Origin of the sequence: Micromonospora sp. NPDC051141 (assembly GCF_044455765.1) — a bacterium.
Taxonomy (GTDB): Bacteria; Actinomycetota; Actinomycetes; order Mycobacteriales; family Micromonosporaceae; genus Micromonospora.
In genome coordinates this window covers 124,898-143,244 of sequence record NZ_JBITFD010000007.1, presented here as the reverse complement: position 1 = coordinate 143,244, position 18,347 = coordinate 124,898, and the positions used below count along the sequence as shown (strand labels likewise).

The 18,347-nt window shown below is 70.6% G+C and carries 19 protein-coding genes; 8 read left to right on the top strand and 11 right to left on the bottom strand.

The annotated features are described in order from the left end of the window. Positions 1–343: 343 nt before the first annotated feature. The gene (locus ACIA6B_RS15800) at positions 344–1,231 is read left to right on the top strand and encodes a pentapeptide repeat-containing protein (protein WP_396773877.1); all 888 of its coding nucleotides are present in this window, start codon (positions 344–346) and stop codon (positions 1,229–1,231) included. Positions 1,232–1,273: 42 nt separating this feature from the next. Here the strand turns inward: ACIA6B_RS15800 and ACIA6B_RS15795 are convergent, their stop codons facing one another. From ACIA6B_RS15795 to ACIA6B_RS15775, 5 genes are all read right to left on the bottom strand, one after another. Further along, the gene (locus ACIA6B_RS15795; RefSeq protein ID WP_396773875.1) at positions 1,274–2,116 is read right to left on the bottom strand and encodes an SLATT domain-containing protein; all 843 of its coding nucleotides are present in this window, start codon (positions 2,114–2,116) and stop codon (positions 1,274–1,276) included. A gap of 688 nt (positions 2,117–2,804) precedes the next feature. Continuing rightward, the gene (locus ACIA6B_RS15790) at positions 2,805–3,218 is read right to left on the bottom strand and encodes a hypothetical protein (RefSeq protein ID WP_396773873.1); all 414 of its coding nucleotides are present in this window, start codon (positions 3,216–3,218) and stop codon (positions 2,805–2,807) included. Between the two features lie 188 nt (positions 3,219–3,406). Beyond that, positions 3,407–3,880, bottom strand: coding sequence for a hypothetical protein (locus ACIA6B_RS15785; protein ID WP_396773871.1), 474 nt, complete (start codon positions 3,878–3,880; stop codon positions 3,407–3,409). 200 nt (positions 3,881–4,080) lie between these two features. Beyond that, positions 4,081–4,596 (bottom strand): hypothetical protein, encoded by a 516-nt coding sequence (locus ACIA6B_RS15780; RefSeq protein WP_396773870.1) that lies wholly within the window; start codon positions 4,594–4,596, stop codon positions 4,081–4,083. Positions 4,597–4,746: 150 nt separating this feature from the next. Further along, on the bottom strand, positions 4,747–5,424 hold the full coding sequence (locus ACIA6B_RS15775; protein ID WP_396773868.1) for a DUF4386 domain-containing protein: 678 nt from the start codon (positions 5,422–5,424) through the stop codon (positions 4,747–4,749). Positions 5,425–5,619: 195 nt separating this feature from the next. On the opposite strand from ACIA6B_RS15775, the gene ACIA6B_RS15770 reads away from it, so the two are divergent. Beyond that, positions 5,620–6,123, top strand: a complete 504-nt coding sequence (locus ACIA6B_RS15770) for a helix-turn-helix domain-containing protein (RefSeq protein ID WP_396773866.1) — start codon at positions 5,620–5,622, stop codon at positions 6,121–6,123. Here ACIA6B_RS15770 and ACIA6B_RS15765 read toward each other — a convergent pair. After that, positions 6,092–7,972 carry a hypothetical protein gene (locus ACIA6B_RS15765; RefSeq protein ID WP_396773864.1) on the bottom strand — a complete coding sequence of 627 codons (1,881 nt, stop codon included), beginning with the start codon at positions 7,970–7,972 and terminating at the stop codon, positions 6,092–6,094. The genes ACIA6B_RS15770 and ACIA6B_RS15765 overlap by 32 nt on opposite strands. A gap of 168 nt (positions 7,973–8,140) precedes the next feature. Between ACIA6B_RS15765 and ACIA6B_RS15760 the strand changes: the two genes are divergently transcribed. Beyond that, the gene (locus ACIA6B_RS15760) at positions 8,141–8,560 is read left to right on the top strand and encodes a VOC family protein (protein ID WP_396773862.1); all 420 of its coding nucleotides are present in this window, start codon (positions 8,141–8,143) and stop codon (positions 8,558–8,560) included. A gap of 65 nt (positions 8,561–8,625) precedes the next feature. After that, positions 8,626–9,237 (top strand): histidine phosphatase family protein, encoded by a 612-nt coding sequence (locus tag ACIA6B_RS15755; RefSeq protein WP_396773860.1) that lies wholly within the window; start codon positions 8,626–8,628, stop codon positions 9,235–9,237. Positions 9,238–9,364: 127 nt separating this feature from the next. Here ACIA6B_RS15755 and ACIA6B_RS15750 read toward each other — a convergent pair whose 3' ends face one another. Next, positions 9,365–10,021: a type 1 glutamine amidotransferase domain-containing protein gene (locus ACIA6B_RS15750; RefSeq protein WP_396773858.1), complete on the bottom strand. Its 657-nt coding sequence runs from the start codon at positions 10,019–10,021 to the stop codon at positions 9,365–9,367. A gap of 72 nt (positions 10,022–10,093) precedes the next feature. Between ACIA6B_RS15750 and ACIA6B_RS15745 the strand changes: the two genes are divergently transcribed. Continuing rightward, the gene (locus ACIA6B_RS15745; protein ID WP_396773856.1) at positions 10,094–10,978 is read left to right on the top strand and encodes a LysR family transcriptional regulator; all 885 of its coding nucleotides are present in this window, start codon (positions 10,094–10,096) and stop codon (positions 10,976–10,978) included. A gap of 9 nt (positions 10,979–10,987) precedes the next feature. Here ACIA6B_RS15745 and ACIA6B_RS15740 read toward each other — a convergent pair whose 3' ends face one another. Then, complete coding sequence (locus ACIA6B_RS15740) at positions 10,988–11,443, bottom strand: hypothetical protein (RefSeq protein ID WP_396773855.1); 456 nt, start codon at positions 11,441–11,443, stop codon at positions 10,988–10,990. A gap of 169 nt (positions 11,444–11,612) precedes the next feature. On the opposite strand from ACIA6B_RS15740, the gene ACIA6B_RS15735 reads away from it, so the two are divergent. Together ACIA6B_RS15735 and ACIA6B_RS15730 are read left to right on the top strand one after the other, a co-directional pair. Next, positions 11,613–14,006, top strand: a complete 2,394-nt coding sequence (locus ACIA6B_RS15735; RefSeq protein ID WP_396773853.1) for a M4 family metallopeptidase — start codon at positions 11,613–11,615, stop codon at positions 14,004–14,006. A gap of 76 nt (positions 14,007–14,082) precedes the next feature. Continuing rightward, positions 14,083–14,850, top strand: a complete 768-nt coding sequence (locus tag ACIA6B_RS15730; protein ID WP_396773851.1) for an enoyl-CoA hydratase/isomerase family protein — start codon at positions 14,083–14,085, stop codon at positions 14,848–14,850. Positions 14,851–15,237: 387 nt separating this feature from the next. Here ACIA6B_RS15730 and ACIA6B_RS15725 read toward each other — a convergent pair whose 3' ends face one another. Further along, positions 15,238–15,789 (bottom strand): peroxiredoxin-like family protein, encoded by a 552-nt coding sequence (locus tag ACIA6B_RS15725; protein WP_396773849.1) that lies wholly within the window; start codon positions 15,787–15,789, stop codon positions 15,238–15,240. A gap of 69 nt (positions 15,790–15,858) precedes the next feature. Here ACIA6B_RS15725 and ACIA6B_RS15720 point away from each other — a divergent pair, with 69 nt between their 5' ends. Next, positions 15,859–16,482 carry a TetR/AcrR family transcriptional regulator gene (locus ACIA6B_RS15720; RefSeq protein ID WP_396773847.1) on the top strand — a complete coding sequence of 208 codons (624 nt, stop codon included), beginning with the start codon at positions 15,859–15,861 and terminating at the stop codon, positions 16,480–16,482. A 94-nt stretch (positions 16,483–16,576) separates the two neighbouring features. Here the strand turns inward: ACIA6B_RS15720 and ACIA6B_RS15715 are convergent, their stop codons facing one another. After that, positions 16,577–17,017: an HNH endonuclease gene (locus ACIA6B_RS15715; protein ID WP_281934552.1), complete on the bottom strand. Its 441-nt coding sequence runs from the start codon at positions 17,015–17,017 to the stop codon at positions 16,577–16,579. Between the two features lie 211 nt (positions 17,018–17,228). After that, positions 17,229–18,347 (bottom strand): hypothetical protein, encoded by a 1,119-nt coding sequence (locus tag ACIA6B_RS15710; protein ID WP_396773845.1) that lies wholly within the window; start codon positions 18,345–18,347, stop codon positions 17,229–17,231.

Genomic DNA, 18,347 nt, shown 5'->3' with positions numbered 1-18,347 from the left:
CTGATCGTCTTCTAAGCCGCAGGCCCCGGCCGTGCCCGTCGTGTGCCCGTTGCTGAGGGAGCCAAGGGTCGACGGTGGTCAGGTCCTGGACATGGCGGCCGGTTTTGCGGCGCAGGCCAAGCCAGGTCCCCGGCGTGCGGCTTCCGGCCGTGTCCACACTTCCTAAACCGCGTGGCGCCCACCTCGGCGCTTGACAGCCGCCATTGAGACTCGTCCGGTAGGGCGCTCCACCTTGTCGCCCTGGCCCTGGTCTGCTCCACGGTGTGTGAGTCGGCGGCAGACGGGATGGCATTGAGCCGACGTGGCTCTTCCCCCATTCGGCTTTATGAGGCAGCCTAGGCGGATGAACCGTGCGTTGATTCGAGTGGGAGTTGCCATCCTGACAATCGGCGCGGGAATCGCCGCCATTGCGGCGCTCTCGTTTCTCCTTGGGCCTGTCGCAAATCGAGCGACCCCTACCGACAAGGATCGGGCCGCAGCTGTCAACAGCACGCGACAGACATTATTGGCCGCAGCGGGTGGTAGTGCTGCACTGGTGGGGCTTGCCTTCACCGCGAGAACGTATTACCTTGCCCGCCGTGGTCAAATCACCGATCGCTATGTCAAGGCTATCGGCCTATTGGCGTCCGAGAGGATTAATGAAAGGCTCGGCGGAATTTACGCGCTTGAGCACTTGATGCAAGAGTCGGCGAGGGAACACTCGTCCGTAGTCGATGTGTTGGCGGCGTTCATCCGTCATTCGGCTCCCATTCAGCCAAAGTCAATGGAATTTGTATCATCTGACGGTCCCTCAATAAGTCCGTCTATCGATGTCCAAGCAGCACTGACGGTTCTAGGACGCCGCCCGAAGCGGAGGGAACAGCAAGGGCCGCAGCTCAATGATTGCGATCTCAGCGGGGCGAACCTAAAGGGGGCCGACCTGAGGAGTGCAAACCTTCGACGAACTCAGCTCAGGGGAGCGTTCTTAGCCGCTGCCAACCTTGATAAAGCAGAACTTTGGGGGGCCGACCTCAGAGATGCGCTGCTCTTTGCTACAAGCCTGCGTGGTGCGAATCTCGGTGGAGACGACGAAGGGAAATACCCACCCCCGAAAGGGCTTGGTCCGGTCGACTTCATCATCAACTTCACGGATGCGTCGACTCGCATGGCCAAGAGCTGGCGAGACGAACTGCGTGAGGTGCACGAGGAGATCAGGAAGGCAGGCCCTCGGTTCTTCGAGCTCGAAGAGTAGCAACAGAGCGGAGGCGGCAGACCTTCGGGGCTTCCCGAGCTGTCAGCCGGCGTTACCTGCATCACGACTTTGACCTGAGGGCTGATCCAAGCTCTGTTCGCGCTTTCTCTGTTCTGACTTAAGTCTTTCAGCCTCCTCCACGAAAAGCGCTAGCTGCTCACCCTCGGGCAAATTCTTGTACCTGAAAATGGCAAGCTCGGCAGCGGTCCATTCTTGAGTAATTGCGTCAGCGGTTTGCTGAAGGTAGAAACCTCGCTCGCGGTATTTGAAATATCCAGTAAAGCCGGCAGCGAGACCTACCATAAAGCTCGTCGCGATTACCACAAATCCCAGAGGGCTACTGTCGAGTGCAATTCCAGAAACGGTGGTAGTGGCCAGTGACCCGACGATTATTATGGATTGAAAGATGTTGTGGACCCGGCGATAGTACCTGCTTTGCTTCCTGAAGTCCTCCACATCTCTCAAAATCTCTTCTTTGTATGCACTTCTTGCATATCGAGAGTCGAGCGTCATATCCGCAGCCTTCAGCCTCCTCTGCTCTCGAAGCAGGGAGAGTTTAAGGCGTAGGTCGGTCACAGAGAGCTGCTGGACCTCACTGCGGTGAGAAACGGCAATCCCGCAGATGATTCCTGATATGGCGACGACCGGGAGGGCGGATAGATTGATTCGACCCATATCGATAGTGCCAGAGGTGGCTATGGTGATAATGGTGAGGATTAGCAATGCGAGAGGGCCAAATATTACGGCAAGTGCGATCACCAGATTCAATAGCCTGGCGTTCCTAATCCGATTCTCGGTGTGCATTATATCTTTGGTGATGGAGAGTAGTTGCTCAACGCGTCCTTGCGCCGACGAGGGCTTTGGTGCACCTTGTGGCGTGGGCATCTGCGCTCCTTCTGCGCTTAATGAATTGTGTCAGGGGTGTATAGCACTGTTCCTGACTAAGAATCACGAGAAGTCTGTTATCCGACAGAACGTGGACAACGGCGACCCGTAGACGTCAGCGGGTTGCGGCCTGGCTGTCGGCTGGGGCGAGCGGGCCGGTCCCTGCGTCGGCAGGAAGTCAGCAGGTGGGTTAGCGGCATCCGTCGCTGTTCGGTCTGCTGAGGCGGCGGAGACCTAAGGGCTGGCACCCGATGATGCTTATTGGAGCGAGAAAGCAACCGAGACTGACGTTCACACCGAGGAGGTGGGCGGCTGTACAGCCATCCGTACAGCCAAGCCGGCCGACGGACCCAGCCCGAGGCTGACGGTGAGCGACAGGGCGAGCAGGTCAGCAGGAGTCACCGGCGACGGCCGCCAGTAAGCTTGATCTTTGCAATAACGGGGTCGTCGTCGCGCTCGCGGCCTGCCCTGCGGGCGGCCTTCGGCCGTCCTCGGGCGTCCGCAGCGCCTCGTGCAGAATGCCCGCAATGGACTTGACTCCCGCGATCGGTGAGTTAGTGATTCTGCGCAGGTCATAGCCACAGTGGTTAGCGCTGAATCGAAGGATGGCGAATTCGCCAAACCAAGAGGCTGGGAAAGACGGACAGGGGGCGGCGCACCTCTCGCCCAAATGATAGGGGAGAAAGACCTATCTGCCCTCGGGCTGGGCTGGTACCCCGAGACGTCCTCTTTCAGCAAGAAAGCGCGCTGTGGGGTCCTCGGTGAGAATACCCATCGTGTCGCGGTGCCAGGCAAAGCCAGCCGCATCACGGAAGGTAGCAGAGACTTCGTAGGCATGGTCGCCGGCGCCGAATGCGGGTGGTTCGCATACGTCCCTCGGAACCTTCACTTTGACTGTGCCTTGAGGTCTAACGACCGGGATGGTCACTCGGTCGATGGCGCTTACGTCTGTGCGTGAAAAGAAGACCGACACGTCGAAGACGGGAAGGTCTGATCCATTCAGGAAGATAGCGAGTGGCTCCCATCGTCTAGCTTGCGCCACTTCGCCGCCGTGTAGGGGGAGCTGGACGAAGGTCTCCTCGCTCTCTGGGTCCTCCTCCATCCAGACACATACCCGTTCTGGCTGAGCTCTGGCGGAACGCAGTTCCTGTTCGCGCTGGCGCTGGCCTTCAATGTCGTAAAGCTGCCGAGCTGTCCTTGACGCCCTCCATGCCCAGAAGAGAGCCGCCGTTGTGGAGACGGCTTGTGCCCAGCCGGGCGCGTCTCCGAGGTCAGGTGTCCACATGGCTGCTACCGCCTCGAATCCGGGTTGGTAATCGCCGAGCGGAGAGCGGTCCGCAGTGCCTCAATAGACGCCCTCGAGGTCCCGACCTGAGGTCGGTCCTCCGGAATGTACGGATGTCCCTCGGAGTTGGAGTCGGGATTCTCACTCCATTCCCAGGAGATGGCGTCCTCGGCCGTCACGAAGCTCCTCCATGCCTCGCGAACGGACTTAGCGGCCAGTAGTTCGACGCGGGCAGTCAGGAGTGTGGGATGCACCAGGTTCTTGGGTCCAGGCGACCCCGAGGTCGGGTAATACTCCGTGACGGCGTCCAGGCTCTTGGCCGCCCCCTCCAGGTACTCGCCGACGTCGACGTATAGCTGAATCCGCAGGTCACGGACTCGGGCCTCGCGCCCTTGACGATGCGTGAACCAAGATGCTAGGAGCGGTGAGGCCATGGTGGTGACCAAGCCAAGGCCAGCAAGAACAGCGGTTGCGTCCACGGCTCCTAAGGCTTGCAGGTCGTCGCAAGATGGAGACGAGCGGCGTAGCAAGGTCCGGAATATGCGCCGAGTGAGCAGGCGCATCGGCAGGGGTCCGTTCGACGTACCTCCTAGTCGGAGGCTGGGCATCGCAGGTCGGGGCTAGCTTCTTCCTAAACCGGGTGCCACTGTCGTCGGATCAGGTTTGCCGATGCCCTGGTCTAGCGTCGCAAGATGCGTGGAAGTTGTTGTTGCTCCATCCACCACCGGTTCGGTTGGGCGCGGTGCACGTCGGAGGGGGTGAAGGCATCGATGGTCCACCCATCCGGACACATCACATCCAACGCAGCCGCTAGGTCACCGGCAGGGTCCACGCGCATGCTAAGCCGGGAGGACTCGGTGCCGCTGTCAACATGCTGGGCAAGCTGCCAGACCGCAGAAGCCTGCTCTGCGGTCAACCGGCCCTTCACGACAAACTCACGCCGACTACCACTGGCCGTGGCGCCAGCACCGCGCAACATTGCGATCACCCCCGCCAGGTCCTCGACGCCCGGAACAGTCAAGTACACGCTAGGCATTTCCCCGTCCGGTTCTGTCATAGCGGCAGTGTCCTGGGATTCGGTTCTGGTATCGTCGACCGACACGCGTCCGCCGCGATGTTCGGCCGCTCTAGGTCTGGCGACAGCAACGCTGACAGCAACGTCACGGGACGGCGGCACGCGGACGAGTGCCAGCACAGACGAGGCTCCGTGCGTGTGGCCGAGCACGGACCGGTGCGGACGCGATGCACAGAGCTTGTAAGCGAGATGTCGCCGGTTCGATCCCGGCCGGGGGCTCCAATTCCACAAGGCATCCCCCCGGCCCCAGCCGGCGCGTGCCCGTGACGGTCAGCCGGCGGCCCGGGCGCCGGTGATGACCGGCGCGGGCCGGAAGCCTTTGACGATCAGATAGACGCCCAGCGAGAACTCCCACACCGCGATCGGGAGGGCCGCGACCGCGGTCACCGGGGACAGCCGGTCCCAGAGATCGAAGAGCACGCCGATGTCGGCGGCGACGAGCAGGGGCGCCCCGGCGAGCCCGAGCAGCGGCAGGACGCGCGGGACGAGGCGGGACTGGTACAGCAGGGACCCGAGCAACAGCGCGTTCACGGCCGGGATGAGGCTCTGGCTGAGCAGGAACATCGAGTCGTAGAGAGCGACGAGCGCCTGGCCGGTGACCAGCGCGTCCGCTCCCGCGCCGGCCCGGCGCAGGGCCACGACCGTCAGCAGGCTGGCGACGCCGACGAAGATGCCGCCGGCTTCGAGGACGCGGGCCGCGACGAAGCCCACCGCCCGCGCCTCGCCCTGTCGCCGGAGCACGGGTAACAGCGCGACGGCCGTGCCGATGCAGGCGAGCGCGACGATCACCTCGAGGACGCCGCCGGCCACGACCGGGGTCTCCGGCGAACTGCCGAGGAGGTAGTCCTCCTCACGCACCGGGGCGTACAGGGTGAGGGTCGGGATCGAGGCGAAGGTGAGCACGTAGCACCCGCCCGCGACGAGCGAGGTCTTCCGCAGCGCGTCCATGGCGGCTCCGTCCGGCGCGGTCGGTCAATCGACGGATGTCACGCTTCTACCCTGCTCCGGATCGGCGCGTCGGCGGGATCGGTCGCTCGGGCAGTCCTCGCCGCGTCATCGGGTGGAACGATGAGTGGTGTTAACCGGGGCCCACCTCTGCAGAATGCGTTAACCGGGGCCCTTCCTTGCACAGCGGGAGGTGGGATGAGTCGGGCGGTGGAGGAGTCGAACCGGGCGATGCTGCGCGCCCGGGACGCGATGGACCGGGCGTACGCGCAGCCGCTGGACATTCCCGCGTTGGCCCGGATCGCGTACGTCTCCGAGGCGCACTTCATCCGCACGTTCCGGGCCACGTTCGGCGAGACACCGCACCGCTACCTGCAACGCCGCCGGATCGAGCGGGCCATGTACCTGCTGGTGCGCACCACGGAACCGGTCACCGAGATCTGCCACCTGGTCGGGTTCGGCAGCCTCGGCACGTTCAGCCGGACGTTCCACGACATCGTCGGCGAGTCCCCCTCGGCCTACCGGCGTCGCAAGGTCGCCCCGGCCGACGTGCCGAGCTGCTTCACCAGGGCGTGGATGCGCCCGAGCGCCGCCGTCGGACGGCCCGCCGGGCCGGCGCCGGGGGTGGCCGGTCCGGGGCCGGCGGCCGACGGTCGGGCCCCGGCCGGCGTCAGCGACCGCGCACCCGCCGTCGCGCCATGACCCAGAGCCGGTCGCCGAGCCGGCTCCGCCGGATCCAACGCAGCCCGGCCAGCCGGCCCCGCTGCGGGGTACGCGGACGCGGCGGCGCGGTGACGCGGGCGTAGGTGGCGCCGGTCGGTGGGCGGGTGGCCCCCGGCGCCAACCGCTCGGAGGCGATCGCCAGCGCGGTGAACTGCTGCAACACCCGTGGGTCGGGTTCCTTGCCCCGGGCCGCGGCACGCAGCGCCCGCTCCACGACCGGCCGGCGGATCAGGTCGGTGAGCGGCCCGTGCGCGGTGTCCAGCAGGTCGGCCACGGTGGCGACGCCGTCGCCCTCCCACACCCGGGTGGCCCGGGACGGCCCGGTGGCGGCGCTGACGAAGGGCACCTCGGCCCACTCCGGCACCAGCCGGGCGATCAACGCGGTGTGCAGCAGCCGGGCCCGCTTCTCGGCGACGCCGAACGCGAACGTGGCGGCGACGAAGCCCGGCGCGAGGAACGGGGTGACCATGCCGCTGGTGTAGGCGGAGGTGCACCACCGGCGCATCCGCTCCACCAGGTAGAGGTGGTCGATGAGGTGCTCGTCGCGAAGGCCCAGGTCGCGGGCGTGGGCCAACACGCCGATGACCCGGTGCCGCTCGGCGGCAAGTGCCTCCGGCGTCGCGGCGGCGTGTGGCAGCGCCGCCAGCAGCCGGGTCAGGCCCCCCTGCTCGGGCGTGGGCGCGGGGTCGGCGCCGGCCGGGGGATACCAGTAGCCGACCGCGAGTTCGCCCGCCGCGCCGGTGAGGCTCGCCGGGCGGGTGGCCTCCGGCAGCCGGGTGGACACCGCCGGCCGGCTCAGGTAGGTCGACGGGAACTGGTGGTCGTGCCGCTCGGCGAGGCGCTGCGCCCGTTCCCGCAGGCCGACGCCGAGCACGTCGGCCGGGGCGGCGGCCGGCACCGAGCGGTGCGGCAGGGCGAGCCCTCGCCGTTCCCGGAGGAGCCGGACCAGATCCCGGGCCACCTCGGCCTCGGCGGGGGTGTCGTCGTTGGTGACCAGGTTCGGCGTACGGCCGGCCGCGACCAGCGACGCGGCGATGAGCCGGGAGTCCTTGCCCCCGGACAGACCGAGCGTGACCTCCCCGTCGTGCAGCCGGTGCAGGCTGGTGACGGCGCGGGTCAGCGCGTCGGCGGCCCGGTCGAGCCGCTCGGCGACCGGTCGGTCCCGTTCGGCATGGCCGGCGCGTACGACGTCGTCGGTGGCGTACCGCAGCTCGGTGGTGAGCTGCCAGCCGCCGGTGGGGCGGCGGCGCCCGGTGACCCGTTCGCCGGGCCGGAGCAGTCGGATGCCGGCAAGTGGCGACAGGTCACCGCCGAAGTGTCCGCAGAGGAGGTACGAGGTCCAGCCGGCGAGGTCGGGGCGGGGTGTGCCGTGCAGGAAGGCGGCCAGCAGGCCGGGCCGGGTGCACCAGGCGGTGACCGCGCCGGCGGTGCCGGTGAACACCCGCGCCATGCCCAGCCAGTCCTGTTGCAGGGCGAAGCGGTCCTGGTCGAGCGCCAGCAGACCGAAGGGCGGCACGACCTCCCGGTGCACGTCCGCGCCGGCGAGCAGTCGCCGGGCGAGTGCCACCGGACCGGGATCGTCGACGCCGACCGGGATGCCCAGCGAGACGGCGGTGACCGGGCCGTCGGCGGCGACGGTCGGCCACCGGTAGGCGCCCTGGTCGGCCGGGTGCAGCACCAGCAGACCCCAGTCGGCGCCGCCGAAGCTGTGGCGGTGCCAGCTTTCCGGCACCAGCTCGGCGGCGGCCCGGTCGAACCGGGTGCCGCGGGCCGTCCGCCCGTCGTCCGGGTCCGGCCCGTCAGCGGTCCAGGCCAGCATCACCTGCATCGGCGCTCCCCCGATGTCACGTATCTACCGTTTCCGTGACGTTAGCAGCACGTAACGTGTGCGTGTGGTACGCGGAACAAAGCGGCGCAGGACGGGCGTGCACTCCGCCGACCGAACGTGCAGTTTTGGATAAGCAGCAGGCCGGGGGCCTGCTCTACCGTCCTCGTCATGACGATGACTTCGATCTCCCGCTCTCAGATCTACGTGCTCGACCAGGACGAGGCCCTCGACTTCTACGTCGGCAAGCTAGGCATGGAGGTGAACACCGACCAGGATCTCGGCTTCATGCGGTGGCTCACGGTCAACGTGCCGGGCGACCCCGACCGGGAGATCCTGTTGGAGAAGCCCGGCCCGCCGGCGCTGGACCCGAAGACCGCCGAGCAGGTCCGGGAGTTGCTCACCAAGGGCGCCACCGGCGGTTTCCTGTTCCTCACCACCGACGACGCGCACCAGACGTACGCGGACCTGGTGGCCAAGGGTGTGGAGGTCACCGACGAGCCGACCGACCGGCCGTACGGGATCGACTTCGGCATCCGCGACCCGTTCGGCAACCGGATCCGGATCGGCCAGATGCATCCGCGCGGGTGATCGCGGGCTGCGGGGACCGCGGCCGGCCGGTTAGGGTCGGCATCCCGATCTTGACGAGGTGACCGATGGCGAGCCGCCTGCTGTTCCTGGCCCGACACGGCGAGCAGGACGCTGCCGAGCAGGAGGGGGACACCGGCCTGTCGGCGCGGGGCCGTCGGCAGGCCACGCTGCTCGGGCAACGCCTGCGCGGCGCGCGCCTCGACGCGGTGCACCACGGGCCGCTGGCCCGGGCCGCGGAGACCGCCGCGCTGGTCGGCGCGGAGCTGCCGGGTGTCCCGGTCGGCGTCGACGACCGGGCCGGTGACCACATGCCACACGACACCGACCCGGCCGGCCTGCCGGAGCGGTACGCGGCGTTCCTCACCCAGTTCTCCGAGCGGGACCGGCGGGACGGGCCGTGCGTGACGGCGGAGGCGGTGGCCCGGTTCGCCACCGCCCCCGCCTCCGGCGACGTCCGTGAGCTGGTGGTGACCCACAACTTCCTGGTCGCCTGGTTGGTGCGGCACGCCCTGGAGGCGCCGGAACGCCGGTGGATCGGGCTCAACCACGCCAACTGCGCGTTGACCGTGATCCGCTACAGCTCGGCCGGCCCGCCGACGGTGGTCGCCCTGAACGACGCCGCCCACCTGCCGCCCGAGCTGCGCGCCACCGGCCTGCCGGACGACTACCGCTTCTGAGGCGCGCACCGCACCGGGCGGCCGGCGTCCCGGCCACCCGCACCGTCGATCCGCAGCCGGGCCCAGTCGTCCAGGTCGGGCAGCGCGGTGCCGCGCCGGGCACTGACGGCCGGCGTCGCGCCGCCGCTCAGCCGCGCAGCTTCACCACGGCCTCGGCCAGGGCGCGGGCGGACTGCGGGTTCTGGCCGGTGACCAGGCGACCGTCGACCACCACGTGCTCGGTGAAGTTCGGCGCCGGCACGTGCTGCGCGCCGGCCTCGGCGAGCTTGTCGGCGAGCAGGAACGGCACCTCGTCGGTGAGGCCGACGGCGGCCTCCTCGTCGTTGGTGAAGCCGGCCACCCGCTTGCCGGCGACCAGCCGCGAGCCGTCGGAGAGGGTGAGGTTCACCAGCGCGGAGGGACCGTGGCAGACGGCGGCGACCACACCGCCGCGCTCGTAGACCGAGCGGGCGATCCGGGCCAGGTCCGGGTCGTCGGGGAAGTCCCACATCGTGCCGTGGCCGCCGGCGAAGACGATCACGTCGTAACCGGACGGGTCGACGTCCGCCGCCTTCGGGGTGTCCGTGACGCCGGCGGTGGCGAGGAAGTCGTTCTGGGTCCTGTCGTCGCTGTCCCGGCCGTCGGTCGGCGGCTCGCCGCCGGCCACCGACACCAGGTCGACGTCGTACCCGGCGGCCCGGAAGACCTCCCACGGTTCGGCGGCCTCGCCCACGTAGTAGCCGGTCTTGCGGCCCGTGGTGCCGAGGTCGGAATGGCTGGTCAACGCGATGAGTGCACGAGTCATGCCCACCATGCTGACGCGCCGAGCCATAGCTGACCAATAGGCGAGAGTCACGTCGGCGATAGGTTTGCTGATGTGAAGGTGTCGCTGGACCTGCTCCGCAGCTTCCTCGCCGTGCACCGGGCCGGGTCGGTCACCGGCGCGGCCGAACTGCTCGGGGTGGCGCAGCCCACGGTGACCGCGCAGCTCCGGGCGCTGGAGGAGGCGGTCGGGCGACCGCTGTTCGACCGGCTGCCCCGGGGCGTCACCCCGACCGCCGCCGGGGACGAGCTGGCCCGCCGGGTGGCCGAGCCACTGGACCGGCTGGCCGTCGTGTTGGCCGAGGAGCCGGACGCGGCGTACGCCCGGACGGTCTTCCTCGGTGGGCCGGCCGAGCTGCTCGGCGAGCGGGTGCTGCCGGCGCTTGCCGGCCTGGTGGCCGACGGCCTGGAGTTGCGGGTGGTCGCCGGGATGCCGGAGCGGCTGCTGGACGACCTGGTCGCCGGCCGGCTCGACCTGGCGGTGACGAGCGTGCGGCCACGCCGGCGCGGCGTGGTCGTCGAGCCGCTCTACGACGAGGAGTTCGTGCTGGTGGCGGCGCCGGCCTGGGCGGAGCGGCTGGCCGGCCCGGTGACCCCGGCGGCGCTGCGCGACGTGCCGCTGGTCGCCTACGGCGAGGAGGCGCCGATCCTGCGCCGCTACTGGCGCACCGTCTTCGACACCCGGCTCACCCGCACCCCCAACCTGGTCGTGGCCGACCTACGGGCGGTCCGGTCGGCCGTGGTGGCGGGCGCCGGGGCGAGCGTGCTGCCGGCGTACCTCTGCCGGGGTGAGCTGGCCTCGGATGCGGTGCGCGCGCTGCTCACGCCGCCGGTGCCCCCGCTCAACACGCTCTTCCTCGCGGCCCGGCCGGCGGCGGCCGGCCGGCGCGAGACGCAGGCCGTGCGGCGGGCGCTGCTCGCGGCGGCGTCCGGCTGGTGAGCGGGCCGGTCAGCCGGTGGCGCGGGTGAGCAGGCCGACCACCTCGGCGGTGGCGGCCGGCGGGGTCGCCTGCGGCGGGCAGTCCACGTAGGAGCTGGTGGTCGGGCCGATGGTGAGTCGGTAGCTGAACGCGTCGGCGCACATGGTCGCCGGCACGGTGACGGCGGCCTCGGCGGTCAGCCGGGGGTCGACGGTGAGCTGCCGCAGCCGGTCGAGGTCGGCGTCGGTGAGCCGGCCGTCGCGGGCGGCGCCGGCCCGGTCGGTCTTCGTCCAACGGCCGTCCGGCCGCACGGTGATGGTGTCGGTCAGCCCGGCGATGCCGCCGGAACGCACCAGCACCACCTCGACGCCGGGCAGTCCGGTGGCGGCCGGTCCGGCCGGGGCCGGCGTGTCGGCGCGGGCGCAGCCGGCGAGCGGGGTGAGGACGGCGGCGAGGGCGATCGCCGCGGCGGGGGCTGCTCTCATACCGATCGGACGCACGACGGGGCCACCCGGTTCCGGGTCACCGCGCCCCCCTCATCCGTTCGGTCAGTGTCTGAGACGGGAAGCCGTCGCCCTCTTTCACGTCCATCGATGTCTCAGCTATATCTACACCAGTGACTACCCCCGTCACAACTTCCTTCCAGGAGGGCATGTGAAAAGAACCGTCGCCGCCGTCAGCGCAGCGCTGCTCACCAGCGGCGTGCTGGCCTGCGTCACCAGCACGGCGCAAGCGGCAGCGCCCAGCGCCCCCAGCCCCGAGCGTGCCGCCGCGGCGCGCGCCGACAGCCTGCTCCGCGCCAACCCCGGTGCCGTGCAGGGTGCCGGCGGGGAGGCGTACCAGGCCGTCCGCACCAAGGTCGACCCCTCCGGGGCGGCACACACCCGCTACACCCGGACCTACCAGGGCCTGCGGGTCTACGGCGGCGACTTCGTCGTGCACACCGCGCCGAACGGCACCATGAGCGGCACCTCGGTCGGCCTGTCCGCCCCGCTGACGCTCGGCACCAGCGCCAAGGTCGGCGCGGACGCCGCGAAGGCCAGCGCGCGCAAGGCGTTCTCCGGCAGCCTCACCTCGGTCGGCGCGCCCGAGCTGTTCGTGGACGCCAGCAGCGGCAAGGGCCGGCTGGCCTGGGAGACGGTCGCCTCCGGCTGGAAGGCGGACAAGCAGACGCCGTCGAAGCTGCACGTCATCACGGACGCCACCACCGGCAAGGTGATCGGCTCGTACGACGAGATCGAGTCGGTGGTCGGCAGCGGCCAGGGCATCTACACCGGTTCGGTAAGCATCGACACCACGCTCTCCGGCAGCACCTACTCGATGATCGACCCGTCGCACGGCAACGGCCGTACCTGCGACATGAACAACGGCACCTCGACCTGCACCACGTTCACCGACGCCGACAACGCGTGGGGCAACGGCGCCAACTCCAACCGGCAGTCGGCCGCCGTGGACGCCCACTTCGGCGCCGCGAAGACGTTCGACTACTTCAAGAACGTGCACGGCCGCAACGGCATCTTCGGTAACGGCCAGGGCGTGCCGAGCCGGGTGCACTACGGCAACAACTACGTCAACGCGTTCTGGGACGGCTCCCAGATGACCTACGGCGACGGGTCGAGCAACTCCCGCCCGCTGGTCTCGCTGGACGTGGCCGGCCACGAGATGAGCCACGGCGTCACCGAGGCGCTGTCCGGCCTGGTCTACTCCGGTGAGTCCGGCGGCCTCAACGAGGCCACCAGCGACATCTTCGGCAACATGATGGAGTTCTACGCCGCCGCGCCCAGCGACCCGGGTGACTACCAGGTCGGCGAGAAGATCAACATCAACGGCAACGGCACGCCGCTGCGCTACATGTACAACCCGTCGCTGGACGGCTCGTCCGACTCCTGCTGGTCCACCAGCACGAAGAACAAGGACGTGCACTACTCCTCCGGCGTCGGCAACCACTTCTACTTCAACCTGGCCGAGGGCACCGGCGCCACCGCGTACGGCACCTCGCCGGTCTGCGGCTCGGCCCCGGCGGTGACCGGCATCGGTCGCGCCAAGGCGGAGAAGATCTGGTACCGGGCGCTCGACGTGTACTTCACCTCGAACACCTCGTACGTGAACACCACCACCCCGTCGAACACCGCCCGCGCCTACACCCTGCGGGCGGCGACCGACCTGTACGGCAACTGCTCCACCGAGTACAAGGCCGTCCAGGCGGCGTGGACCGCGGTGAACGTGGCCGGCAGCGACGCGCCGTGCAGCTCCACCGGGAACGACTTCTCCGTGTCGCTCTCCCCGACCGCCGGCTCGGTCACCCAGGGCGGGTCCGTCTCCGCCACCGTCGCCACCGCCACCACCAGCGGGACCGCGCAGACCGTGACGTTCTCCGCGTCCGGCCTGCCGACCGGCGCCACCGCGTCGTTCAGCCCCGCCTCGGTGACGTCGGGCGGCTCGTCCACCCTCACCATCGCCACCAGCGCGAGCACGCCGACCGGCACCTACTCGGTGACGGTCAGCGGCAGCGCGACGTCGGGCGCGAAGTCCGCCACGTACTCGCTGACCGTCACCGGCACCGGCGGCGGCTGCACCGGCGCCGGCCAGAAGCTCGGCAACCCGGGCTTCGAGACCGGCACCAGCCCGTGGACCGGCACCACCGGCGCGATCGGCGCCTACACCGGCCAGTCGGCGCACAGCGGCACCCGGTTCGCGTGGCTGAACGGCTACGGCTACAGCAGCAACGAGAACATCGCCCAGTCGGTGGCGCTGCCGAGCGGCTGCTCGACCTACAACTTCAGCTTCTGGCTGCACATCGACTCGGCCGAGTCCACCACCAGCGTGCAGTACGACAAGCTGAACGTGCAGGTGCTCAACTCGTCCGGCACCGTGCTGGCGACGCTGGCGACCTACTCGAACCTGAACAAGGCCACCGGCTACAGCCAGAAGTCGTTCTCCCTGGCCGCGTACGCCGGGCAGACCGTGACGCTGAAGTTCACCGGCACCGAGGACGCGTCCCTCCAGACGTCGTTCGTCATCGACGACACCGCGGTCGACGTCTCCTGACCTGACCGCCCGACCCCGGGGCCCGGCGGCCACCCCACGCGGGTGGTCGCCGGGCCCCGCCCGTTACGGTCGCACCATGTCCGACGCGGAGTTGACCGTCACGGTGGACGGCCCGGTGGCGACCGTGGTGATCCGAAACCCGGCCCGGCGAAACGCCATGACCCCGGCCATGTGGCGGCAGCTCCCGGTGCTGCTCGACGGCCTGGAGGCGGACCCGGCGGTCCGGGTGCTGGTGCTCACCGGCGCGGCCGGCACGTTCTGCGCCGGCGCCGACCTCGGCGACCTGGACGAACTGCTGGCCGCCGGCGACCACAGCATCGCGGTGGCCGCCGAGGAACGGCTCGCCGCGTTCGGCCGCCCCACCGTCGCCGCGATCGAGGGCGCCTGCGTCGGCGGCGGCTGCCAGCTCGCCGTCGCCTGCGACCTGCGGCTGGCCGCGTCGAACGCCCGGTTCGGCGTACCGCCGGCGCGGCTCGGTCTGGTCTATCCCGCGCCGACCACCCGCCGGCTGGCCGGCCTGGTCGGGCCGTCGGCCGCCAAGCACCTGCTGTTCACCGGCGACCTCGTCGACGCCGAACGGGCGCTGCGGATCGGCCTGGTCGACGAGGTGCTGCCGGCCGCCGCGCTCGCCGACCGGGTGGCGGCACTGACCGCCACCGTGGCCGGGCGCTCCCGGCTCACCGTGACCGCCGCCAAGGAGATCATCGACGGACGCGCCGACGCCGACCGGATCGCCTGGTGGCACGCGCAGGTGCGGGACAGCGGCGAGGCCCGCGAGGGGGTGGCGGCGGCCAACGACCGCCGACCGCCGCGCTTCGGCTGGACGCCGCCGGCCCCTCGCTGACCGTCTCGTGGCCGGCGCGCTGGCCGGCACCGCCGGTCGTAGCCCTCGCCGCCCGCATCCAGTTGTTGCTGTGCGTGACTTCGCGCGATCGTCACTCAGCGTGCCGTTGAGCGCGAGGGCGGGTGTGGCCCTCTGCCTCCTTTGCTCTGCAACCACCGGCGCATCATGGGCTCCGAGCAGGGTTTTCGATCCACGCGGCGCGGCGGCGATCGACCTGTCGTTGTCACGGTACGTGCATGGTGCTTCCGTGGCTGCAGAGCAAAGGTGGCGCGAGGCGAACTCGGCGGCGCACGGCGTTCTTACGCAGAGCGACACTGGTCAGAGCCGACAAGCGACCAAGCATGGACCGCCACCCCTCCCGACCGGGACGCCGCCGGGACCTGCGGATCAGCGCGCGGATCGGCTCGCGCTGACGTGTGCGAGCAGCTCGTCGACCGACCACTGGTCGTAGGCGTGCTCGCCGTGTTTCGCGGCGAGCACCCGGCCGTCGGGGGCGACCAGGAAGTCGGCCGGCAGTCCGAGCCGCCCGCCGTGCGGTGTGCGGGACGGCAGGCGCTCCCGACCGCGCAGGACGTGCCAGGTGCCACTCGCCACGGCGCGCAGGATCGGCGGCCAGGCGCGCGGGTCGAGCAGCGACCGTCGCGCGGACTCCACGCCGAACTCCCGGTAGAGCCGCCGGTCGGGGTCGGCCACCACGGCGAACGGCAGCTCGGCGACGTGCTCGCGTAGCTCGTCGGCGGGGGAGTGGAAGAGCACCACCTCCCGTACGCCGGCCGCCTCGATCTCGGCGTGCCGGCGCACGACCGACCGTAGATGGAGGTTGCATACCGGGCAGCCGGCGAAGCGGCGGAACTGGAGATGGACCAGGCGGGCGGCGTCCGGCAGGGCGATCCTGTCGCCGGTGACGCTGGTCAGGTGGCGTGGCGTGATGACGTCCATGCGCGCTCCCGTTGTAGGCGTACGACGTACTCCTACAACCGTAGGCGTATCTTGTACGCTGTCAAGGCCATGCCCCGCCCCCGCTCCCTGACCCCGGCCCAGCTCGCTGACGCGGCGCTCGCGGTGCTCGACCGGGACGGCCTCGCCGGCCTCACCATGCGGGCGGTCGGTGCGCAGCTCGGCACCAGCACGATGGGCCTCTACCGCTACGTCGCCGACCGTGACGAACTGGAGTCGTTGGTCGTCGAGCGGGTCCTCGACCGGGTCGACACCCGTCCGCCGGTGGACGTCCCGTGGCCGGACGGCATCAGGGATCTGGTCGGCCGGGTGCGCGTCGCGGTCGCGGCCCACCCGGCCGTGGTGCCGCTGCTCCCCGCGCACCGCCACCGCTCACCGGGCATCCTGCGTTGGGGTGAGGCGGTGCTCGCGGTGCTGACCCGGGCCGGTCTCGTCGGCACCCGCCGGGTGGTCGCGTTCCGCGCCCTGCTCGGCTACGTGGTCGGCGCGATCCAGATGGAGCACCTCGGCGCACTGGCCGACCCGGGTACGGCGGTCATCGCGGCGCTGCCCCGGGAGGACTTCCCCCTGCTGGCCGAGACCGCGCGCGCGGCCGGTGCGGTCGGCCCGGACGACGAGTTCGACGGCGGACTCGACCTCCTGCTCGGCGGACTCGCCCGCGACCTCGACCGGTGACGGTCGAGACGCGGGGACCGGCGACGGTGGGGCCGGCGGGCGCCGCGCCGGAGGCGTACCCCCGGCGCCGCCCCCTGTGCCCGCCGGCCGTCCGTCACCGCGCCAGCGCGACCCAGCTCGGCGTCGCCGGCTCCCGCCGCAGCGGCATGCCCGCCTCGGCCGGGGTCCGGTCACCCTTGCGCTGGTTGCACGCGTAGCAGGCGGCGGTGGTGTTCCCCCAGGTGTTACGGCCGCCGCGCGAGCGGGGCACGATGTGGTCGACCGTGCTGGCCGGGCGGTCGCAGTAGGCGCACCGCCGGCCGTCGCGGGCCAGCACCCCGGCCCGGGACCAGGCCGGGCCGGCGCTGAACCGCCAGCGCGTCACCACGTACCGGACGAGGCGGACCACCCGCGGCATCGGGAAGACGCCGATGAGCCGGTCCGGCTCGGACTCGTGGATCTCCGCGACCCGGCGGCAGAGCATCCGGATCGCGTGCTGGACGGTGACCCGGTGCAGCGGGCCGAGGTCGGCGTTGATGACGAGGACGGCGTCCACCGGGCTCTCCCTTCACGATCGGTCGGTGGTGCGGCGACGAAAAAGCCGCCCGGTCCACGGGGACCGGGCGGCGACGACGTGGGCGCGCGACGTGCGCGTCAGTCGGGCCGTCCGGACCCTGGGCAGCCGTCGCCGAGCAGCCACGACGTCTTCGTGGTGGCGGATCGCAGCGACATGGACGGCTCCCGGAGCGGTGGTTGACCTTGCGCGTTCACGGTAGGTCCACGCCGGAGACCCGGGCAACGTATTTCGATCTCCCGTCGGAGGGCGGTCGCTGCCGGCCGGCCCGTCCGGCCCGGCGGGCGGCGGTGAGCGGGCGGTCGATCCGGGCGCTCATCTGCGCCACCAGCTCGCTCTCCAGCAGCGGCCGGTTCACCTCGGCGGCCACCGACAGCGTCGGGGTGGAGATCGACCGCCAGATCGCGGTGAGCCCGGCCCCGAGACCGACGAGCGCCACCGCCGCCCGGGTGGTGGGGGAGCCGACCGCCGCCGCGGCGCTGACGCCGACCACCGCCAGCAGCACCACCACCAGCGGCGCCAGCACCGGCCAGAAGATGCCCCGGGCCGCCTGCACCACCAGCTTCCGGTCCCGGATGATCAGGTTCCGGGCCACCACCGCCCAGTTCTCCTCGTCCAGCAGGTCCCGCGGATGCAGGCCGCCGGTCAGCACGTCCCGCCACAGGTCGCCCTGGTTGCGCAGCTCGCGGGCCAACTCGGCGAGCCCGGCCTCGGTCGGGTCGCCGACCGAGGCGCGACCGACCGCGGTGGTCCAGGCGGCCAGCGACCGGCGCACCACCGCCGCCGAGTACGGCGGCAGCGCGCTGGCCAGCTCGTCCAGCCACCGGCTGAGCTGGATCTGCCGCCCGCCGAACCGCCGGACCAGCTCGGAGCCGTCACCGCGCCGGACGGTGTCGGCGAGCGAACGGCCGAGCCGGTACGCCACCCCGACCCGGTGGTCGGTGGCCATCGTCCAGCGCAGCACGTCGACGTTCAGCTCGTCGAGCGCGAACAGCAGCGGCTCGCGGTCCACCCCGGCGGCCCGCCGGGCGGCGGCGGTCGCCGGCAGCACCCGGCCGGCCGGGGTCAGCGCGGCGATCCGGGCCAGCGCCACGTCCACGCCGTCCAGGTACATGCCGAGCCGGTGCCGCCCCGACATCTCGGTCAGGTTGGACAGCTTCGCGGGGGCGGTGGCCGGCCGGTCCCCGTCGTCGGTCAGGTCGGCGGTCTGCGCGTGGTGGTAGGCGTCCGCCATGGACCAGCCGAGCCGCAGCGCGGTGACCACGACCGACCGTTCGTCCCGCCGCTCCTCCGTCCGCGTCGCGGTGCTCAC